This is a genomic window from Cellulomonas sp. P22 (genome assembly GCF_044392165.1).
Window position 1 is genome coordinate 1 of sequence record NZ_JBISBW010000012.1, and the last position, 16147, is coordinate 16147.

Below are 16147 nucleotides of genomic sequence, written 5' to 3' on the forward strand. Positions count from 1 at the left end.
CACCACGGCTGTCGAGCGGAAGGTCAGCTGCCGACCTTCGCGTCCGCGGCGAGCGGCGCCTCCGCGGGGACGGGGCCGGCCGCCGAGTTGGCAGAGAGCCGGGTGAAGCCGAGCGTCAGCACGAGACCGACGAACGCAAGGCCGATCGCGATGACGAACGGCTTGGTGTAGTCGCCCTCGGCGCCCATGCTGGCGGCGATCCGGGGGGCGAAGAACGCAGCGATCGAGTACGCGGTGAACACGATGCCGTAGTTGACGCCCTGGAACCTGGGACCGAAGTTCTTCATCGTCAGCGCCGGGAAGATGCCCATGACGCCGCCGAAGCACAGGCCCAGGCCGATGATGCCGATCGCGAAGCCCACGGTCGACGAGACGAGCACGAGCACGAGCATCGACAGCGCGACGGTGCCGTAGATCATCATCAGCGCGTTGGTGTAGCCGAGGCGGTCGGAGATCGCGCCCCACACGATGCGGCCCAGCATGTTGCACGCCGCGTAGATCGAGACGAACGCCGCTGCGGTGCCGGCGCTCAGGCCGAACATGGCGCTCTGACCGATGCCCGAGGCCTGCGAGGCGATCATGAGGCCCGAGAACGCGCCGACTCCCATCATCAGGAAGATGAGGAAGAACCGCGGGGTGCGCACCATGCCGGTCCAGGGGAGGTTGACGGCCGGGCCGGCACCCGCGGGCGCCGTCCAGCCGGCCGGGGTGAAGCCCACCGGCGCCGTGCGCAGGAAGAACGACGCGACGATCACGATGACCGCGTAGACGGCACCCATCCTCAGGAACGCGGCGTCGACGCCCGCGCTCTTGATGAGCGCCCGGGCGACGGGCGCGGCGATGACCGACGCGGCGCCCATGCCACCCGTGATCAGGCCCGCTGCCATGCCCCGCTTGTCGGGGAAGAGCTTGAGGGTGTTGTTCAGGCACCCGGAGTACGCCAGGCCCTGCCCGAGGCCCGCCAGCACGCCGTAGCTGAGGTACAGCATGGTCGTGGTGGTCGCGGCGCCGGCGAGCATGAAGCCCGCGGCGAACATGAGTCCGCCGACCATGATGGGGATCCGGACGCCGCCCTTGTCGACGATCCAGCCGCCCAGGATCATCGGGATCGGCCCGATGGCCGCGTTGATGGTGAACGCCATCATGACCTCGGGCATCGTCCAGCCGCGCAGCCCGCTGAGCGGGCCGGCGAAGACGGAGAACGAGTAGATCGCGCCCGTGCACATGAGGATCGCGACGGACCCCCACAGCACCGCCCACCTGTTGATCGTGGTGCTCGGTGTGGACATTGTCAGGCCTTTCCGACAGGCGCGGGCGTCATCGCCCGCGCGGTGGGGGTGTGGGTGGTGCTCAGGTGCGAGGCGAGCTCGCCCCAGGTCTGGCGGAAGATCCCCGCGGGCATGAGCCGCAGGTCGGGGGAGACGGTCGGGACGAAGCTCATCTGGTCCAGGACGTCGGCCTGCAGGTCGATGCCGGGTGCGATCTCGATGAGCGTCATGGTGCCCGCGCCGAGCTCGAACACGGCGCGCTCGGTGACGTAGAGGACCCGCTGCCCGCGCGCGGCGGAGAACGGGCCGCTGAACGTGATCTGCTCGACCTGGTCGAGGAACTTGCGGGTCCGGCCCTCGGTGGTGATCCGCAGCTCCCCGTCGACGACCTCGATCTCGAGGCCGCCGGCGGTGAAGGTCCCGGCGAAGACGAGCGTCTTGGCGGACTGGCAGATGTTGATGAACCCGCCGCAGCCGGCGACACGCGAACCGAACTTCGAGACGTTGACGTTGCCGACAGCGTCCGTCTGGGCCAGGCCCAGCACCGCCACGTCCAGGCCGCCGCCGTCGTAGAAGTCGAACTGCGCGTGCATGTCGACCAGGGCCTGCGGGTTGTAGGAGTGCCCGAAGTCCCTGAGCCCGGCCGGGACGCCGCCGATCGCGCCCGCCTCGGTCGTGAGCATGATCTGGTCGCTCACGCCCTCCTCGGCGACGACGGTGCCGACGTCGGCCGGGATCCCGACACCGAGGTTGAGCACGGTGTGCGGCGCGAGCTCCATCGCGCAGCGCCGGGCGATGATCTTGCGCTCGCTGAGGGCGATCGGCTCGACGTCCGAGAGCGGGATCCGCAGCTGACCCGAGAACGACGGGTTGTAGTGCGTGTTCTCCGTCTGGAAGTGGTTCTCGGGCTCGGAGACCACGAGGTAGTCCACAAGGATGCCGGGGACCTTGACGTCGTTGGGGTCCAGGCTCCCGCGGGCGGCGACCGACTCGACCTGGGCTATCACGATGCCGCCGCAGTTGTGGACGGCCTGCGCGATGGGCAGGACCTCCATCTTGAGGCCTTCGTGCGTGAGGGTGAGGTTGCCGTCCTCGTCGGCGACGGTGCCGCGGATCAGAGCGACGTCGAGCGGGAACGAGGGGTAGAACAGCCACTCCTGCCCGGCGAGCTCGACGACCTGGACGATGTCCTCGACCGAGGAGGGGGACATCCGGGCGCCCTCGACGCGGGGGTCGACGAACGTGCCGAGACCGACCTTGGTGATGACGCCGGGGCGCTTGGCCGCGATCTCGCGGTAGAGCTGGGAGATGACGCCCTGGGGCAGGTTGTACGCCTCGCAGCCGTCGGCCTCGATGAGCTTGGCCACGGCGGGCGACGCGATGGCGATCCCGCCGATCCAACGCTTGATCAGGCCGTCGTGCCCGAGGTGGCTCATGCCCTTGTCGCGGCGGTTGCCGACGGCGCTGGCGTGCATGACCGTGAGGTCGCGCGGGGCGCCGTGCTCGAGGAACCTCTGCTCGATCGCGGCGAGGGTCTCTTCGTTGACGCAGGCCAGGCCGAACCCGCTCAGGGCGACGGCGTCGCCGTCCTTGACGAGCTCTGCAGCCTGAGCTGCGGTGATCACGTGAGCCATGTGCCGGTCTCCCTTGACGCAACGGTCGGCTGGTCCGCCGAACAGCCGCAACGATTCCGGACGACTTGCGTCTGGAATCAGGACCATCGTCCTGAGATCGGGGCACCACCCAGCCCCCACGATGGTTCGCAGCGGCCACCAGTGCCGTCGTCGCACACCTTCGTGGTGAGGCGGGCCCTGACGGAGAGGCGTACGACCATGGACTTCGGACTGACCGACGAGCAGCAGCTCCTGCTCGAGAGCCTTGACGAGCTGCTCGAGCGCGACTGTCCTGAGTCGTACATCGCCGAGCTCGACCTGACCCACCAGCCGCCCACGACGTTCCGCAAGGCGATGAACGAGGCCGGCTTCGGCTCGCTCGGCTTCCCCGAGGAGTTCGGCGGCACGCCCAGCGACGCCGTGACCCTCGTGATGCTGGCCGAGCGCGTCGCCCGGCAGGGCCTCAACAACGGCTACGGCCTCGAGCTGCTCCAGGCCATGGACATCCTCGAGTTCGGCTCGGACGAGCAGAAGCAGGAGATCCTCGGCCTGCTCGCGGCCGGCGAGGTGCCCTTCGCCCTCGGCTTCACCGAGCCGGGCGCCGGCTCGGACAACTCGGCCATGTCGACCACCGCCGTCCACCACGACGGGATGGTGACGTTCAACGGCACCAAGACGCTCATCACGAACGCGCTCCAGTCGAAGTACCTGCTGCTGATGGCCAAGAACCCCGGGGGCGACGACCCGCGCCGGGCGATCTCGATGTACCTGGTGCCGATGAACGCGCCGGGGGTCACCACCAACCAGCTCGACAAGATCATGTGGCACATCTCCGACTCGTGCGAGATCTTCCTCGACGACGTCACGCTCCCCGAGAGCTGCCTGGTCGGTGTCCAGGGCAACGGCTTCAAGCAGCTCATGCGCAACTTCGAGCTCGAGCGCCTGGTCATCGCCGCCAACTGCCTGGGCATGGCCCAGTGCGCGTTCGACGACGCGGCCACCTACGCCGCCCAGCGCGTGCAGTTCGGCAAGCCGATCGGCTCGTTCCAGCTCATCCAGCTCAAGCTCACCGACATGGCCATCAAGCTCGAGAACATCCGCAACTTCGTCTACAAGACGGCGTGGATGGTGGACCAGGAGCTGCCGCTCAAGAGCCAGGGCGCGCTGTGCAAGCGCTACTCGGCGATGGCGGCCTTCGAGGTCGCAGACGAGGCCATGCAGATCTTCGGTGGCGTGGGCGTGACCGTCGGCACCCGCGTCTCGCGGCTGTGGCGCGACCTGCGTGGCCACCGGTTCGGCGGCGGGACCGACGAGATCATGGTCCACATCGCGGGGCGCCAGATCGTCAAGGACCACAGCTGAGTCGTCCGTCCGGAGAAGGAGAACCCCCGATGAAGATCGTCGTCGCCTACAAGTGGGCAGCGAACCCCCAGGACGCCGAGGTCCGCCCCGACGGCACCGTCGACCTGAGCCGCGCCAAGGCAGCCGTCAGCGAGTACGACCCCGTCGCGTTCGAGCTGGCCCGCCGGCTCGCCGACGCCACGGGCGGAGAGGTGGTCGGCCTGACGGTCGGCGACAGCTCGATCGACAGCCCCCTGGCCCGCAAGGCCGCGCTGTCGCGGGGCCTGGACCGTCTGGTGATGGTCGCCGACGACGCCCTGGCCGGCGCCGACGGCACACGTCTCGCGGCCGTGCTCGCCGCGGCCGTCACCGCCGTCGGCGACGTTGACCTCGTGCTCACCGGCGACTCGTCGGTCGACGTCGCGCAGGGGCAGGTGTCGATGACCCTCGCGGGCCACCTCGGCTGGCTCGCGCTCGGCGCCGTCTCGTCCGTGGCCCCCGCCGAGGGCGGGCTCGTCGTCGAACGGGACCTGCCCACCGGCGTGACCACCCTGAGCCTCACCGGCCCCGCGGTGCTCGCCACCACGAGCGACGCCGCCGTGCCCCGGGTGCCCGGGATGAAGGACATCCTGGGCGCCGCCAAGAAGCCGGTCGAGGTGCTGGCCCTGGCCGACCTCGCCGTCGAGCCCGCCGCGGTCACCCTGAGCACGCTCAGCACCTCGCGTCCGGCCGAGGCCACCCGTGGCGCCGTGCTGTTCGACGGGGACGCCGCCACCGCCGCAACCGAGCTGGTCGGCGCGCTGCGCCTGGCCGGCGTTCTGTAAGAGAGAAGGAACCATGGACGTCTCAACGCAGGCATTCGTCCTGGTCGCCGGCGACCCCGCTGTCAGCGGGCTCGTCGACGTCGCCCGGACGCTCGGGTCCGAGGTCGTGGCTGTCGTCGCGGGCGGCCGGGACGTGGCCGACGCCGTCGCCCCCGCCGTCGACCGCGTGCTGTGGCTCGGCGACCCCGGCGGGGTCCCGGTCGAGGCGTTCGCGCCCGACGTCGCCCGGCTGGTCCTCGAGGCGGCGCCGCGCGTCGTCGTGGGTGCCACGACGGCGGCTGGTCGTGCCCTGCTCGGGGCCGTGGCTGCGCGGCTCGGCGCCCCGGTCCTCGGTGGCGTCGCCGCTGTCGAGCTCGACGGCGAGACCGTCGTGGTCTCGCACGGCGTGCTGGGCGGCATCGCCGAGCACCGCACCGCCGTGACCGGTGGGCCCGCGGTCCTCGCGGTCCAGCCCGGGACGGTCGTCCCCGCGGGCGCCGGACCCGTTGTCGAGGAGCGCACGTCCGAGCCCCTCACGGGTGCGCAGACCACCGAGGTGCGCGCCAAGGTGCACGTCGGCGTCGACCTCGGTGCGGCCGCCACGGTCGTCGGGGTCGGACGCGGGCTCAAGGCGCGCGAGGACCTGGCCCTCATCGAGGACCTGGCCCGCGCCGTCGGGGGAGAGGTCGCGTGCTCGCGGCCCCTCGCCGAGGGCGTCGACTGGGTGCCCAAGGAGCGGTACATCGGCATCTCGGGCCAGCACATCGCCCCCGCCCTGTACGTGGCGATCGGCATCTCGGGCCAGCTGCAGCACATGGTCGGCGTCCGCGACGCCACGACTGTGGTCGCGATCAACAGCGACCCGGCGGCCCCCGTGTTCGCCCAGTGCGACTACGGCATCGTCGGCGACCTGTACGACGTGGTGCCGGCGCTGACCGCGGCGCTGCAGGCCGGCGCATGAGCACCGAGGCCGTCGAGCCGGACTTCGACGTCGTCGTGGTCGGGGCCGGTCCGGCGGGTGCCGTGACCGCGTACCGGCTGGCCCAGGCCGGGCTGTCGGTCGCGATGATCGAGCGCGGGGAGGCTCCCGGGACCAAGAACCTCTCGGGCGGCGTGCTGTACGGGCGCGTGCTCGACGGCCTCTTCCCCGGGTTCGCCGACCAGGCACCGGTCGAGCGCCGCATCACCCGGCACGTCACGACGTTCCTGACGCCGGACTCGGCCGTCGGCATCGACTACTCCGGCCGCGCGCTGGCCGAGCCGGTCAACGCCGTCACCGTGCTGCGGGCGAAGTTCGACCCGTGGCTGGCCGCGCAGGCCGAGGAGGCCGGGGCGTACCTGATGGCCGGCGTACGGGTCGACGGTCTCCTGACCGAGCCCGGCCCGGACGGCAGGACGCGGGTGGTCGGCGTCCAGGCGGGCGACGACCAGCTCCGGGCGCGCGTCGTCGTCGCGGCCGACGGCGTGAACTCGTTCCTGGCGCGCAGCATCGGTCTGCGCCACCAGGAGCCCACGAACCACATGGCCGTGGGGGTCAAGGCCGTCATGGCCCTGCCCCGCACGGTGATCGAGGACCGGTTCGGGGTCAGCGGGGACCAGGGCGCGGCCCACGCGATCGTCGGTGACTGCACCGAGGGCATCGGTGGGGGCGGCTTCCTGTACACCAACACCGAGTCGCTGTCGGTGGGCGTCGTGCTGCGGCTCGACGACCTGCTGCGCTCGGGGCGCACGGCCGCGGAGGTGTTCGAGCGCTACGTCGAGCACCCCGGGCTCGCGCCGTACCTGCGGGACGCGAAGATCGTCGAGTACGGCTCGCACCTGGTCGCCGAGGGCGGCTACGCGATGGTCGGCGAGGTCGCCACCGACGGCCTGGTCGTCGTGGGTGAGGCGGCCGGTCTGACGATCAACAGCGGCCTGACCGTGCGCGGCATGGACCTGGCGATCGGATCGGGCATCGCGGCGGCGGACGCCGTCGCCGAGGCCGTGGCGGCGGGCGACGTGTCCCGCGAAGGGCTCGCCGGGTACCGGCGGCGGCTCGAGGAGAGTTTCGTCATGCAGGACATGAAGACGTACGCCCGCGCGCCGAAGTTCCTGGAGCGGACGGGCATGTACGGGGCGTACGGAGAGCTCGCAGCGAGCATCTTCCACGACGTCTTCGCCCTGGACGGCACCCCTCGACGGCACCTGGTCTCGACGGCCCGGGCCGCGCTGAAGAAGTCCCCGGTGGGCATCCGCCAGCTGGTCAGTGATGGATGGGCGGGAGTGAGAGCACTGTGAGCACCACGGTCCCCGAGCGGCTGGCCCGCAACCGGTTCGTCCTCGACGAGGAGGAGTCGCACATCGTCATCGACCAGGAGATCTGCCGCGCGACCGGCACCGGCAAGGCGCTCGTCGCGGTGTGCCCCGCCGGGGTCTACCGCGAGCAGGACGGCGAGGTCGTCGCCGACTACGCCGCGTGCCTGGAGTGCGGCACGTGCCTGGCGGTCGCCGCACCCGGATCCCTGACGTGGCACTACCCGCGGGGCGGGTTCGGCGTCAGCTTCCGGGAGGGCTGAGCAGCGGCCCCCCGGGCGCCTCAGGCGCCCGGGGGGTGTAGCCCACGGCCGCGAGCTGGCGGTCGACCATCTCCTCGATGTACCGGGGCACGGTCTGGCGCACCCGGTCCACCAGGTGCGGGGGCGTGACCAGCACGTGCATGAGCATCGAGCCCTCGACCGCGTCCAGGAGATGGATGGCCGACGCCCCCGGGGGGAGCTCCCCGGTGTGCACCGCTGCCTCGACGCGCCGACGCTGCGAGAGCACGAAGTCGGTGATCGCCTCCCGTCGGATGTCGGAGAACACCTCGGGGTACGCCCGCGACTCGACGTACAGGCGGAGCATGGCCAACCCGTACGGGCCGAGGTAGAGCTCGGCGCGGTCGTTGGCGTGGGTGATGAGGTAGTCGCGCAGCGACTGGGGAGGGACCGGCTCGGCAGGGGCCTGCTCGTCCGGGGCGGTCGTCGGCGCGGTCGGTGCGTCGGGGGACTGCCCCTCGTCGCCGCCCTGGATGCGACGCAGCGCCGAGGCGAGGAGCTTCTCCTTGTCGGGCCACCGCAGGTACACCGACGACTTGCCCACCCGGGCGCGGCCGGCCACCTCGTCGATCGTGAGGCCTGACCAGCCCTTCTCGCCGTACACCTCGAGGGCGGCGCGCAGCGCGCGGTCGGCGAGCTCCGGGTCGCGGGGGCGCCCTCGGCGTCGAGGGCGTGTGGCGGCGTCGTCCTCAGGCTCGCACGTCGTCACGCGTCCACACTAGTCGGCGTCCGGCGCGGGGCCGTCCCACTCGGCGACCTGGCCGAGCGCGGCTTCGAGCGTGGTGACGGCGTCGGACGTGCTGGTGCGCGCCACGACGAGCGCGCTGATGCTCAGGGACGTGAGGACCCGTGCGCGGCGCAGGGCCCCGGCGTCGTCGAGTGCGGGGTAGCGCGTGCGGAGCGCGTGCCGGAACGCGTCGACGAGCTCGGCGCGGTAGGCGTCGACCACGGCTCGTTGTGCGTCGTCGCGCGACGCGAGGCCTGCGGTGCTGTCGATCAGCAGGCAACCGCGCCGGCCGGCGTCCTCGGGGCGCTGCGTGAGCGCCCTGACGAGCCTCTGCAGGTAGACGAGCACGGCGTCGGGATCGCGGGGCTCGGCGGTGAGGACCCGCAGGCGTGGGCGGACGACGGTGTCGAGGTAGTCGCGCACCGCCGCGTCGAACACCCCGCGCTTGTTCTCGAACGCGTGGTAGAGGCTCGAGCGCGCGAGGCCTGTCGCCAGCTCGAGATCGGGCACCGAGGTGCTGTCGTAGCCCTTGTCCCAGAAGACGTCGCGGGCGGCCTGGACCACCTGCGTGGTGTCGAAGCCCGGGTGCCGTCCCATGTCGCGTCCGCCCATCGTGTGTACCGAACTTGTGTACCGAGGCTTCCACCTTATAGTGGAACGGTTGGTCCAGAAAGCCTGGGCCTGAGCGAGGGGCAGTGCCATGACGGCGACAGGGCTCGTGCTGGCGGCGGTCGCCGCCCTCATCCACGTCTACATCTTCACGATGGAGTCGCTCACCTGGACGTCCCCGCGCACGCGGCGGACCTTCGGGACGTCGCCCCAGGAGGCCGCCGCCACGCAGGAGCTGGCCTTCAACCAGGGCTTCTACAACCTGTTCCTGGCGGTGGCCGTGATCGTCGGCATCGTCGTGACCGCCGCCGGCACCACGACCGTCGGCCTGACGCTCGTCCTGACCGGCGCGGGGTCCATGGTCCTGGCCGGCCTCGTCCTGCTGGCGTCCTCGCCCGACAAGGCGCGCGCCGCCCTCGTCCAGCTCGTCCCACCGGCGCTCGCCGTCGTGGCGACCGTGGTCGCGCTCGTCGTCTAGGCCCCGGCCCGCCTGCCCCGCACCACCCCTGATTCGGAGATCCCCTCATGACCACACCCACCACGCCCACGCGCAGCACCCAGGTCCAGCTCGTCGCCCGCCCGCACGGCTGGCCCACCCACGACGACTTCCGCACCGTCGTCGTCGACCTCCCGCCGCTCGGCCCGGGCGAGGTGCGCGTCCAGAACGAGTTCATCTCCGTGGACCCGTACATGCGCGGACGCATGAACGACGTGAAGAGCTACACCCCGCCGTACCCCCTCGGCGAGACCATGGTCGGCGGCGCCGTCGGCCGCGTCGTCGCCTCGACCGACGAGCGCGTCGCGGTCGGTGACGTGGTGGTGCACCAGTTCGGCTGGCGTGACGTCGCCCAGGGGCCGGCCGCCGCGTTCCGCGTCGTGCCGGAGCTCCCGGGCGTGCCGTTCTCGGCGCACCTCGGCATCCTCGGCATGACGGGCTTCACCGCCTACGTGGGCCTGCTCGAGATCGCCCGCATGCAGCCCGGCGACACGGTGCTCATCTCGGGCGCCGCAGGCGCCGTCGGCACGGCCGCCGGGCAGATCGCCCGGCTCAAGGGCGCCGGGCGGGTCATCGGATCGGCCGGCTCCGCCGAGAAGGTCGCCCTGGTCACCGAGCGCTTCGGGTACGACGCGGCCCTCTGCTACAAGGACGCCCCCGTGCGTGAGCAGCTGCCGGCCCTCGCGCCCGACGGCGTCGACGTCTACTTCGACAACGTGGGCGGCGACCACCTCGAGGCCGCCCTCGACGTGATGAACCGCGGCGGGCGCATCGCGCTGTGCGGCGCGATCGCCGGGTACAACTCGACCGACCGCGCCCCCGGCCCCGACAACATGGCGAAGGTCATCACGCAGGGCCTGACGCTGCGCGGGTTCACGCTCGGCGACCACATGCAGCACTACGCCGACTTCGCGCGCGACATGGGCGAGTGGTTCGCCGCCGGCCAGATCGACCACGACGAGACGGTCGTGGACGGCATCGACCACGCCGTCGACGCGTTCCTCGACCTCATGCGCGGGGCCAGCACCGGCAAGATGGTCGTCCGGATCGACCCCCGGGCGTAGCGCGGCCCGCGTGTCGTCCCTCCACCAGGCCCCGCCGCGCAGGCGGGCGCCCTGGTGGGCGGACGGAGATCGATGGACGACGTGGTCGGCATGATCGAGACGCTGGTCGGCACGCCCTGGGGTGCCGCGGTGGCGGTCGTGGCCGTCGTCGCGGTCCTGGCAGCGCTCGCCGGTCGGCTGCGGCGTGGCCCACGGCCGGTCCCCGGCGAGGTGTGGTTCGCCGAGGTGCCGTTCGAGGACCGGCCGGGGAGCAAGGACCGGCCCGTGCTCGTGCTCGCCGTGACAGGCCGCACGTGCTCGGTCGCGGCGTTCACCTCGCAGGACCGCAGCGCGCGCCGTGACCACGCACGGGTCCCGGACGGCGTGACCGGGCTGGCGAAGGCGAGCTGGGTCCGGCTGCGGCCGACCACCCTGCGGCGCTCGGCGCTCCGGCGACGGGTCAGCAACCACGGGCCTGCGATCGTGCTCTGGTACGAGGGAGCCGTCGCGCGGGAGCAGGCGCCGCGCGTCCGGTGAGGAGCAGCACCTCGTCGGTGCCGAAGTGGCGGATGACCAGCGCCGGGTCGGTCTCGGCAGTCCAGCGCACCGGTTCTGATCCCGTGCGCGCGTCCGGACCGCGCCCAGGAATGTCGGTGGCACCTGCGAGGTTGGCACCTGCGGACGTCCCGATGCGAGAGAGGCACTGCCCTGACCACCACACGACACCCCGCGACCGAGACCGAGACGGGGATCGGGTTCCGGTCAGCGCGCGGACCGGTCCTCATCGCGGTCATGGTCACCACTGGCCTCATCGCGATCGACTCCACGATCCTCGCGACAGCGGTTCCGACGATCGTCGCCGACCTCGGGGGGTTCTCGAGCTTCCCGTGGCTGTTCTCGATCTACCTGCTCACCCAGGCGGTGAGCGTCCCGATCTACTCGAAGCTCTCGGACACCGTGGGCCGCAAGCCGATCATCCTGATCGGGGTCGGCCTCTTCCTGCTGGGGTCGGTGCTCTGCGGGCTGGCCTGGTCGATGCCCGCGCTCATCGTGTTCCGGGCAGTCCAGGGCCTCGGCGCCGGGGCCGTGCAGCCGATGGCCATCACGATCGTCGGTGACCTCTACACCCTCGCCGAGCGGGCGAAGGTCCAGGGCTACATCGCGAGCGTGTGGGCTGTCTCGTCCGTCGTCGGGCCGACCCTCGGTGGCCTCTTCTCCGAGTTCCTCACCTGGAACTGGATCTTCTTCGTCAACATCCCGCTGAGCATCGCGGCGGGCTGGCTGCTGGTGAAGCACTTCCACGAGACGGTGCCCAGTCGTGAGCACCGCATCGACTGGGCGGGCGGTGCGCTCCTGACCGTCTCGACCAGCCTGCTCATCCTGGCGCTGCTCGAGGGCGGGAACGCCTGGGCGTGGGACGCGCCGCAGAGCATCGGGGCTTTCGGGATCGGGCTCGCCGTGCTCGCCGTGTTCGTGGTGGTCGAGCGTCGCGCCGCCGAACCCGTGCTGGCACCGTGGGTGTTCTCCCGCCGGCTCTTGGGCACCACGGCGCTGATCGCGGTGGGCGTCGGCGCGATCCTCATGGGCGTGACCACGTACGTGCCGACGTTCCTCGAGGCGCTCCTCGGCTCGTCGCCCCTGGTCTCGGGGCTGACGCTCGCGACCCTGACCATCGGCTGGCCCATCTCGGCCTCCCAGGCGGGACGCCTGTACCTGCGCTGGGGGTTCCGCACCACGGTGCTGATCGGCGCCGCGATCGTCGTGCTCAGCTCGGCCGCGCTCGCGGTGACGTCGACGACCCCGTCCGTCCTCGCCGTCGGGCTCTCCTGCTTCGTGATGGGGCTGGGCCTGGGCCTCGTCGCCGCGCCGAGCCTGATCGCCGCGCAGTCGAGCGTCGGGTGGGGGGAGCGCGGGGTGGTGACCGGCGCCAACATGTTCGCCCGTTCGATGGGCAGCGCCGTCGGCGTCGCGGCGCTGGGTGCGCTCGTCAACGCGCGCATGCACGGAGCCGACGCGCAGGCCGACCCGCAGGCGTTCGGCGTGGCGGCGACCGCAGTGTTCGTCGCGGTGGCCGCCGTCGCGCTCGCGACGACGGTGGCGGCGCTCGCCATGCCGCGGACCGGGCGCCCGGTGACGCAGGTGGTGCCCGATGCGGAGCTCGCCGCGCCCTGACACCAGCGGCGATCGGCGAGCCCCGTGCACGGCCCGGCGGTGCGGCGGTCGGCAGTGCTCAGAGGGTGCGGACCACCCGGGCCGGGTTGCCGACCGCGACCACGCCCGCGGGCAGGTCCTTCGTGACGACCGAGCCGGCGCCCACCACGGTGTCGGCGCCGATCGTGACGCCGGGCAGCACGATCACGCCGCCGCCGAGCCACACGTTGTCGCCGATGACGATGGGCTTCGCGGCCTCCCACTTGTCGCGCCGCGGCCCCGGCTCGACGGGGTGGGTCGGGGTGAGCAGCTGGACGTTCGGACCCATCTGCACGTCGTCGCCGATCGTGATCGGCGCGACGTCGAGCGCCGTCAGACCGAAGTTGGCGAAGCATCGGGCACCGATCGTGATCTGCGTGCCGTAGTCGACGTAGAAGGGTGGGCGGATCTCGGTGCCCTCGCCGATGCTGCCCAGGAGCTCCTCGAGGAGCCGGCGGCGCAGCGGTCCCTGGCGCGCGGTCGTCGCGTTGTAGGCGTCCATGAGGTCGAGCGCGGCGGCGCTCTGCTCGCCCAGCTCGGGGTCGTCGGCGATGTAGAGGTCGCCCGCGAGCATCCGCTCGCGCATCGACCTGGCGTCGGTGGTGTCGGTCATGCGACCACCCTACGGAAGCGGGTTCACGCCCCTGGCGCGTGTGGGTGCCGGGCGAGAGGGTGGCGGCATGGATGACAAGGAGACGTTGCACCGGTACCTGCGCGGCCAGCGGGCCGATCTGCTCGGCAAGCTCGACGGCCTGAGCGACTACGACGTGCGTCGGCCGCTCACCGGCACGGGGACGAACCTGCTGGGGCTCGTCAAGCACGTCGCGACCGTCCAGCTCGGTTACCTGGGGGAGGTCTTCGGGCGGCCGTCGGAGCGTTCGTTGCCCTGGGAGGACGCAGAGCCCGACGCCGACATGTGGGTCACCGCCGACCAGACCCGCCAGCAGATCATCGACCTGCACCACTACTCGGCCGCGCACGCCGACGCGACGGTCGAGGCGCTGGCGCTCGACGCCCCGGGACTGGTCCCGTGGTGGTCTCCCGAGCGCCGCGCGGTCACGCTCCACCAGATCCTGGTCCACCTGTGCGTGGACACCGCACGGCACGCCGGGCACGCCGACATCCTCCGCGAGCACCTGGACGGCGTCGCAGGCGGGCGGCCGGGCGACCCGAACATCACGTCGCGCAGCGCTGGGGAGTGGGCGGCCTACCGGGCACGGATCGAGGCTGCCGCGGTGCAGGCCGGGAGCGCGCCGCCGGCGACCTGACCCCTGGGCGTCGGGCGTGGAAGGTGAGGTCGACCTGAACCCGCGTCCGCTGGGCGGAGCAGTGCGCGGCGTGCCCATGTCGGCGTGCAAGGCTCTGTGCACTGCACGTGGACATCGAGAGGAGCACCGACGTGGTCGACCTTGCGTACGTCATCGCCGGATCGGAGGCGACCGGCGGCGCCGGCCTCCAGGTGGACCTGAAGACCTTCCAGCAGCTGGGGGTCTTCGGCCTGGGGACGGTGACGTGCATCGTCTCGTTCGACCCCGAGAACGGGTGGGGTCACCGGTTCTTCCCTGTCCCCGCCGAGGTCATCGCCGCGCAGATGGAGGCCGCGACCGCCGCCTACGCGCTCGACGTGGTCAAGATCGGCATGCTGGGCACGCCCGCGACCATCGAGGTCGTCGCCGAGGGCCTGCGCCGTCAGCCGTGGCGGCACGTCGTGCTCGACCCGGTGCTGATCTGCAAGGGTCAGGAGGCCGGCGCCGCGCTCGACACCGACAACGCGCTGCGCGAGCAGGTGCTGCCGCTCGCGACCGTCGTCACCCCGAACCTGTTCGAGGCACGCACCCTCTCTGGCATGGACCGCATCGAGACGGTCGCCGAGCTCACCGAGGCCGCCCGCCGCATCCAGCAGCTCGGCCCGCGCTACGTCGTCGCGAAGGGCGGGGTCGACCTGCCCGGCGACGACGCCGTGGACGTGCTGCTCGACGGCGACGAGGTCACCGTGCTGTCCACGCCCAAGATCGGCCAGGAGCGGGTCTCCGGCGCGGGCTGCACGCTCGCCGCCGCCATCACCGCCGAGCTCGCGAAGGGCACCGACGTGGGCGCGGCCGTGGCGATCGCCAAGGAGCTCGTCACCGCCGGCATCGAGGCACGCGTCTCGGGCCGTGCGCCGTTCGAGACCGTGTGGCAGGGCGCCGTCCGCGTCTGACGCGGGGGTGTGGCGGGGACCGGTCCCAGCGTGCCGTAGAGTTGGTCCTACCGACGCGGGGTGGAGCAGCTCGGTAGCTCGCTGGGCTCATAACCCAGAGGTCGCAGGTTCAAATCCTGTCCCCGCTACGCATCAGACCTGTGACGTCAGGTCCGGCCGAAAGCCCTCAGGGACTCCCTGGGGGCTTTCGTCATGAAGTCCTTCGCTGTCGTGGGGGACAACCGCTGTGCAGCGATCGTGATTCTCGTCGTCCTCGGTGCCTGCTGGTGCCATCATGGCGACGATGAAGCAGCCTGCGCGTGCGGACCGCTACCTGCTGGACGGCGCGTGGCTCCCCGTCACGCGGGGGTTCACGTTCCTGAACGCGGACGCGCCGCGGTGCGCCCAGCTGATGGTCGACTGGCGCGGGGCCGCGACCGCCCAGCTCACGGGCGCGTCCCTGCAGATCCGGCGAGTCGAGGGGACACTTCCCGAGCTGCTGTCCGCCCTGCTGCCGTTGGTGTTGACCGTGAAGACCCGGTGTCTGTTCCTGCCCACCCGGCACCCGGAACCCTGGACCGCGTTCCTGGACAACAACTGGGGGGGTACGGAGGCCGGTCCCTACGCGACAGGGTTCGCCGCCCAACCGCACGGCGTCCGTGCGGTGGCGCTGCTGGACTGCCCCCAGACCTACGACAGAACCACCAACGCCGGAGACTTCGGCGTGCGCAGGGCGGTGATCACCGAGCCGGATCCCGGGTCACGCTTCGGCTACCGCGGCGGGTCGGTCGGCGTGCAGGTCGGCGAGTCCGGGCGACGCTGGGAGCTGCAGCCACCGACCCCCGACTGGCCGCTGCCGGACCCGATCGACTACTCGGCGCGCCGCGTCGCGGACAAGTTCAGCCAGGCACGCCTCCATCAGGTCGCCGCGCACTACGGGATCCGGATGGCCGACGAGGACTTCTACGCACCCGACGGCTGGGCCCTCGTCGTCGAGGCCGTCGGCGGCCACGCCGTGCCGGGCAACCGCGAGCGGACCCTGGCCCAAGCCCAGGCCAACGACTCCGGCAAGCGCTACTGAGTCCGCACGGGGCAGCGCCGTCACCGCCGCCGAATCGATGAGAGACGCCGTCGCACGGGCATGACGCCCCCGGCGCCCGGCCGGCTCAGCGTGAGCACGGCGCAAGCCGATGGGGCTCACAATCCGTGCCCCGTGTAGCGCCCCGCGGGGCGGTTTCGCTGCGCCCGCGTGCCCTGACCGACGTCGTCGGGGAGTGGCCGCGAACTCGGGCCCTCCGGACGGCT

The 16147-nt window shown here is 71.8% G+C and carries 17 protein-coding genes and 1 tRNA gene; 13 read left to right on the top strand and 5 right to left on the bottom strand.

The window, feature by feature from the left end; all coding sequences use genetic code 11:
• Positions 1-23: 23 nt before the first annotated feature.
• Positions 24-1289 carry an OFA family MFS transporter gene (locus tag ACGIF2_RS13710; protein WP_396047521.1) on the bottom strand — a complete coding sequence of 422 codons (1266 nt, stop codon included), beginning with the start codon at positions 1287-1289 and terminating at the stop codon, positions 24-26.
• A gap of 2 nt (positions 1290-1291) precedes the next feature.
• The gene (locus ACGIF2_RS13715) at positions 1292-2902 is read right to left on the bottom strand and encodes an acyl CoA:acetate/3-ketoacid CoA transferase (RefSeq protein WP_396047523.1); all 1611 of its coding nucleotides are present in this window, start codon (positions 2900-2902) and stop codon (positions 1292-1294) included.
• Positions 2903-3100: 198 nt separating this feature from the next.
• On the opposite strand from ACGIF2_RS13715, the gene ACGIF2_RS13720 reads away from it, so the two are divergent.
• The 5 genes from ACGIF2_RS13720 to ACGIF2_RS13740 are packed head-to-tail and all read left to right on the top strand — an operon-like array spanning position 3101 to position 7580.
• Positions 3101-4243, top strand: coding sequence for an acyl-CoA dehydrogenase family protein (locus ACGIF2_RS13720; protein ID WP_396047526.1), 1143 nt, complete (start codon positions 3101-3103; stop codon positions 4241-4243).
• Between the two features lie 29 nt (positions 4244-4272).
• Positions 4273-5046, top strand: coding sequence for an electron transfer flavoprotein subunit beta/FixA family protein (locus ACGIF2_RS13725; RefSeq protein WP_396047528.1), 774 nt, complete (start codon positions 4273-4275; stop codon positions 5044-5046).
• A 13-nt stretch (positions 5047-5059) separates the two neighbouring features.
• Positions 5060-5986, top strand: coding sequence for an electron transfer flavoprotein subunit alpha/FixB family protein (locus ACGIF2_RS13730; RefSeq protein WP_396047530.1), 927 nt, complete (start codon positions 5060-5062; stop codon positions 5984-5986).
• On the top strand, positions 5983-7302 hold the full coding sequence (locus ACGIF2_RS13735) for an FAD-dependent oxidoreductase (RefSeq protein ID WP_396047532.1): 1320 nt from the start codon (positions 5983-5985) through the stop codon (positions 7300-7302). The genes ACGIF2_RS13730 and ACGIF2_RS13735 overlap by 4 nt, the downstream gene beginning before the upstream one ends.
• On the top strand, positions 7299-7580 hold the full coding sequence (locus ACGIF2_RS13740) for a ferredoxin family protein (RefSeq protein WP_396047535.1): 282 nt from the start codon (positions 7299-7301) through the stop codon (positions 7578-7580). Before ACGIF2_RS13735 ends, ACGIF2_RS13740 begins: the two co-directional genes overlap by 4 nt.
• Here ACGIF2_RS13740 and ACGIF2_RS13745 read toward each other — a convergent pair.
• Both ACGIF2_RS13745 and ACGIF2_RS13750 read right to left on the bottom strand, forming a co-directional pair.
• Complete coding sequence (locus tag ACGIF2_RS13745) at positions 7561-8307, bottom strand: TetR/AcrR family transcriptional regulator (RefSeq protein WP_396047537.1); 747 nt, start codon at positions 8305-8307, stop codon at positions 7561-7563. The genes ACGIF2_RS13740 and ACGIF2_RS13745 overlap by 20 nt on opposite strands.
• A gap of 9 nt (positions 8308-8316) precedes the next feature.
• Positions 8317-8937: a TetR/AcrR family transcriptional regulator gene (locus ACGIF2_RS13750; protein ID WP_396047539.1), complete on the bottom strand. Its 621-nt coding sequence runs from the start codon at positions 8935-8937 to the stop codon at positions 8317-8319.
• A gap of 88 nt (positions 8938-9025) precedes the next feature.
• Here ACGIF2_RS13750 and ACGIF2_RS13755 point away from each other — a divergent pair, with 88 nt between their 5' ends.
• The 4 genes from ACGIF2_RS13755 (at position 9026) to ACGIF2_RS13770 (ending at position 12645) form a co-directional block, all read left to right on the top strand.
• Positions 9026-9412, top strand: coding sequence for a DUF1304 domain-containing protein (locus tag ACGIF2_RS13755; protein WP_396047541.1), 387 nt, complete (start codon positions 9026-9028; stop codon positions 9410-9412).
• Between the two features lie 47 nt (positions 9413-9459).
• On the top strand, positions 9460-10494 hold the full coding sequence (locus tag ACGIF2_RS13760) for an NADP-dependent oxidoreductase (protein WP_396047543.1): 1035 nt from the start codon (positions 9460-9462) through the stop codon (positions 10492-10494).
• Positions 10495-10566: 72 nt separating this feature from the next.
• Positions 10567-11010, top strand: coding sequence for a type II toxin-antitoxin system PemK/MazF family toxin (locus ACGIF2_RS13765; RefSeq protein WP_396047545.1), 444 nt, complete (start codon positions 10567-10569; stop codon positions 11008-11010).
• 255 nt (positions 11011-11265) lie between these two features.
• Complete coding sequence (locus tag ACGIF2_RS13770) at positions 11266-12645, top strand: MDR family MFS transporter (RefSeq protein ID WP_396047547.1); 1380 nt, start codon at positions 11266-11268, stop codon at positions 12643-12645.
• Positions 12646-12703: 58 nt separating this feature from the next.
• Here the strand turns inward: ACGIF2_RS13770 and ACGIF2_RS13775 are convergent, their stop codons facing one another.
• Positions 12704-13276 (bottom strand): sugar O-acetyltransferase, encoded by a 573-nt coding sequence (locus tag ACGIF2_RS13775; RefSeq protein WP_396047549.1) that lies wholly within the window; start codon positions 13274-13276, stop codon positions 12704-12706.
• A 67-nt stretch (positions 13277-13343) separates the two neighbouring features.
• On the opposite strand from ACGIF2_RS13775, the gene ACGIF2_RS13780 reads away from it, so the two are divergent.
• From ACGIF2_RS13780 to ACGIF2_RS13795, 4 genes are all read left to right on the top strand, one after another.
• Entirely contained in the window at positions 13344-13931 is a 588-nt protein-coding gene (locus ACGIF2_RS13780; protein WP_396047551.1) for a DinB family protein, read from the top strand.
• A gap of 131 nt (positions 13932-14062) precedes the next feature.
• Positions 14063-14863, top strand: coding sequence for a bifunctional hydroxymethylpyrimidine kinase/phosphomethylpyrimidine kinase (gene thiD / locus ACGIF2_RS13785; protein WP_396047746.1), 801 nt, complete (start codon positions 14063-14065; stop codon positions 14861-14863).
• 54 nt (positions 14864-14917) lie between these two features.
• A tRNA-Met gene (locus ACGIF2_RS13790) sits at positions 14918-14991 on the top strand.
• A 155-nt stretch (positions 14992-15146) separates the two neighbouring features.
• Positions 15147-15923 carry a hypothetical protein gene (locus ACGIF2_RS13795; RefSeq protein ID WP_396047553.1) on the top strand — a complete coding sequence of 259 codons (777 nt, stop codon included), beginning with the start codon at positions 15147-15149 and terminating at the stop codon, positions 15921-15923.
• The last annotated feature ends 224 nt before the right edge of the window (positions 15924-16147 follow it).

Bases quoted from the DNA above. Each gene is read 5' to 3' on its own strand.
- ACGIF2_RS13710 (WP_396047521.1), bottom strand. From the start codon at position 1,289: ATGTCCACACCGAGCACCACGATCAACAGGTGGGCGGTGCTGTGGGGG.
- ACGIF2_RS13715 (WP_396047523.1), bottom strand. From the start codon at position 2,902: ATGGCTCACGTGATCACCGCAGCTCAGGCTGCAGAGCTCGTCAAGGAC.
- ACGIF2_RS13720 (WP_396047526.1), top strand. From the start codon at position 3,101: ATGGACTTCGGACTGACCGACGAGCAGCAGCTCCTGCTCGAGAGCCTT.
- ACGIF2_RS13725 (WP_396047528.1), top strand. From the start codon at position 4,273: ATGAAGATCGTCGTCGCCTACAAGTGGGCAGCGAACCCCCAGGACGCC.
- ACGIF2_RS13730 (WP_396047530.1), top strand. From the start codon at position 5,060: ATGGACGTCTCAACGCAGGCATTCGTCCTGGTCGCCGGCGACCCCGCT.
- ACGIF2_RS13735 (WP_396047532.1), top strand. From the start codon at position 5,983: ATGAGCACCGAGGCCGTCGAGCCGGACTTCGACGTCGTCGTGGTCGGG.
- ACGIF2_RS13750 (WP_396047539.1), bottom strand. From the start codon at position 8,937: ATGGGCGGACGCGACATGGGACGGCACCCGGGCTTCGACACCACGCAG.
- ACGIF2_RS13755 (WP_396047541.1), top strand. From the start codon at position 9,026: ATGACGGCGACAGGGCTCGTGCTGGCGGCGGTCGCCGCCCTCATCCAC.
- ACGIF2_RS13760 (WP_396047543.1), top strand. From the start codon at position 9,460: ATGACCACACCCACCACGCCCACGCGCAGCACCCAGGTCCAGCTCGTC.
- ACGIF2_RS13765 (WP_396047545.1), top strand. From the start codon at position 10,567: ATGGACGACGTGGTCGGCATGATCGAGACGCTGGTCGGCACGCCCTGG.
- ACGIF2_RS13770 (WP_396047547.1), top strand. From the start codon at position 11,266: ATGGTCACCACTGGCCTCATCGCGATCGACTCCACGATCCTCGCGACA.
- ACGIF2_RS13775 (WP_396047549.1), bottom strand. From the start codon at position 13,276: ATGACCGACACCACCGACGCCAGGTCGATGCGCGAGCGGATGCTCGCG.
- ACGIF2_RS13780 (WP_396047551.1), top strand. From the start codon at position 13,344: ATGGATGACAAGGAGACGTTGCACCGGTACCTGCGCGGCCAGCGGGCC.
- ACGIF2_RS13795 (WP_396047553.1), top strand. From the start codon at position 15,147: ATGAAGCAGCCTGCGCGTGCGGACCGCTACCTGCTGGACGGCGCGTGG.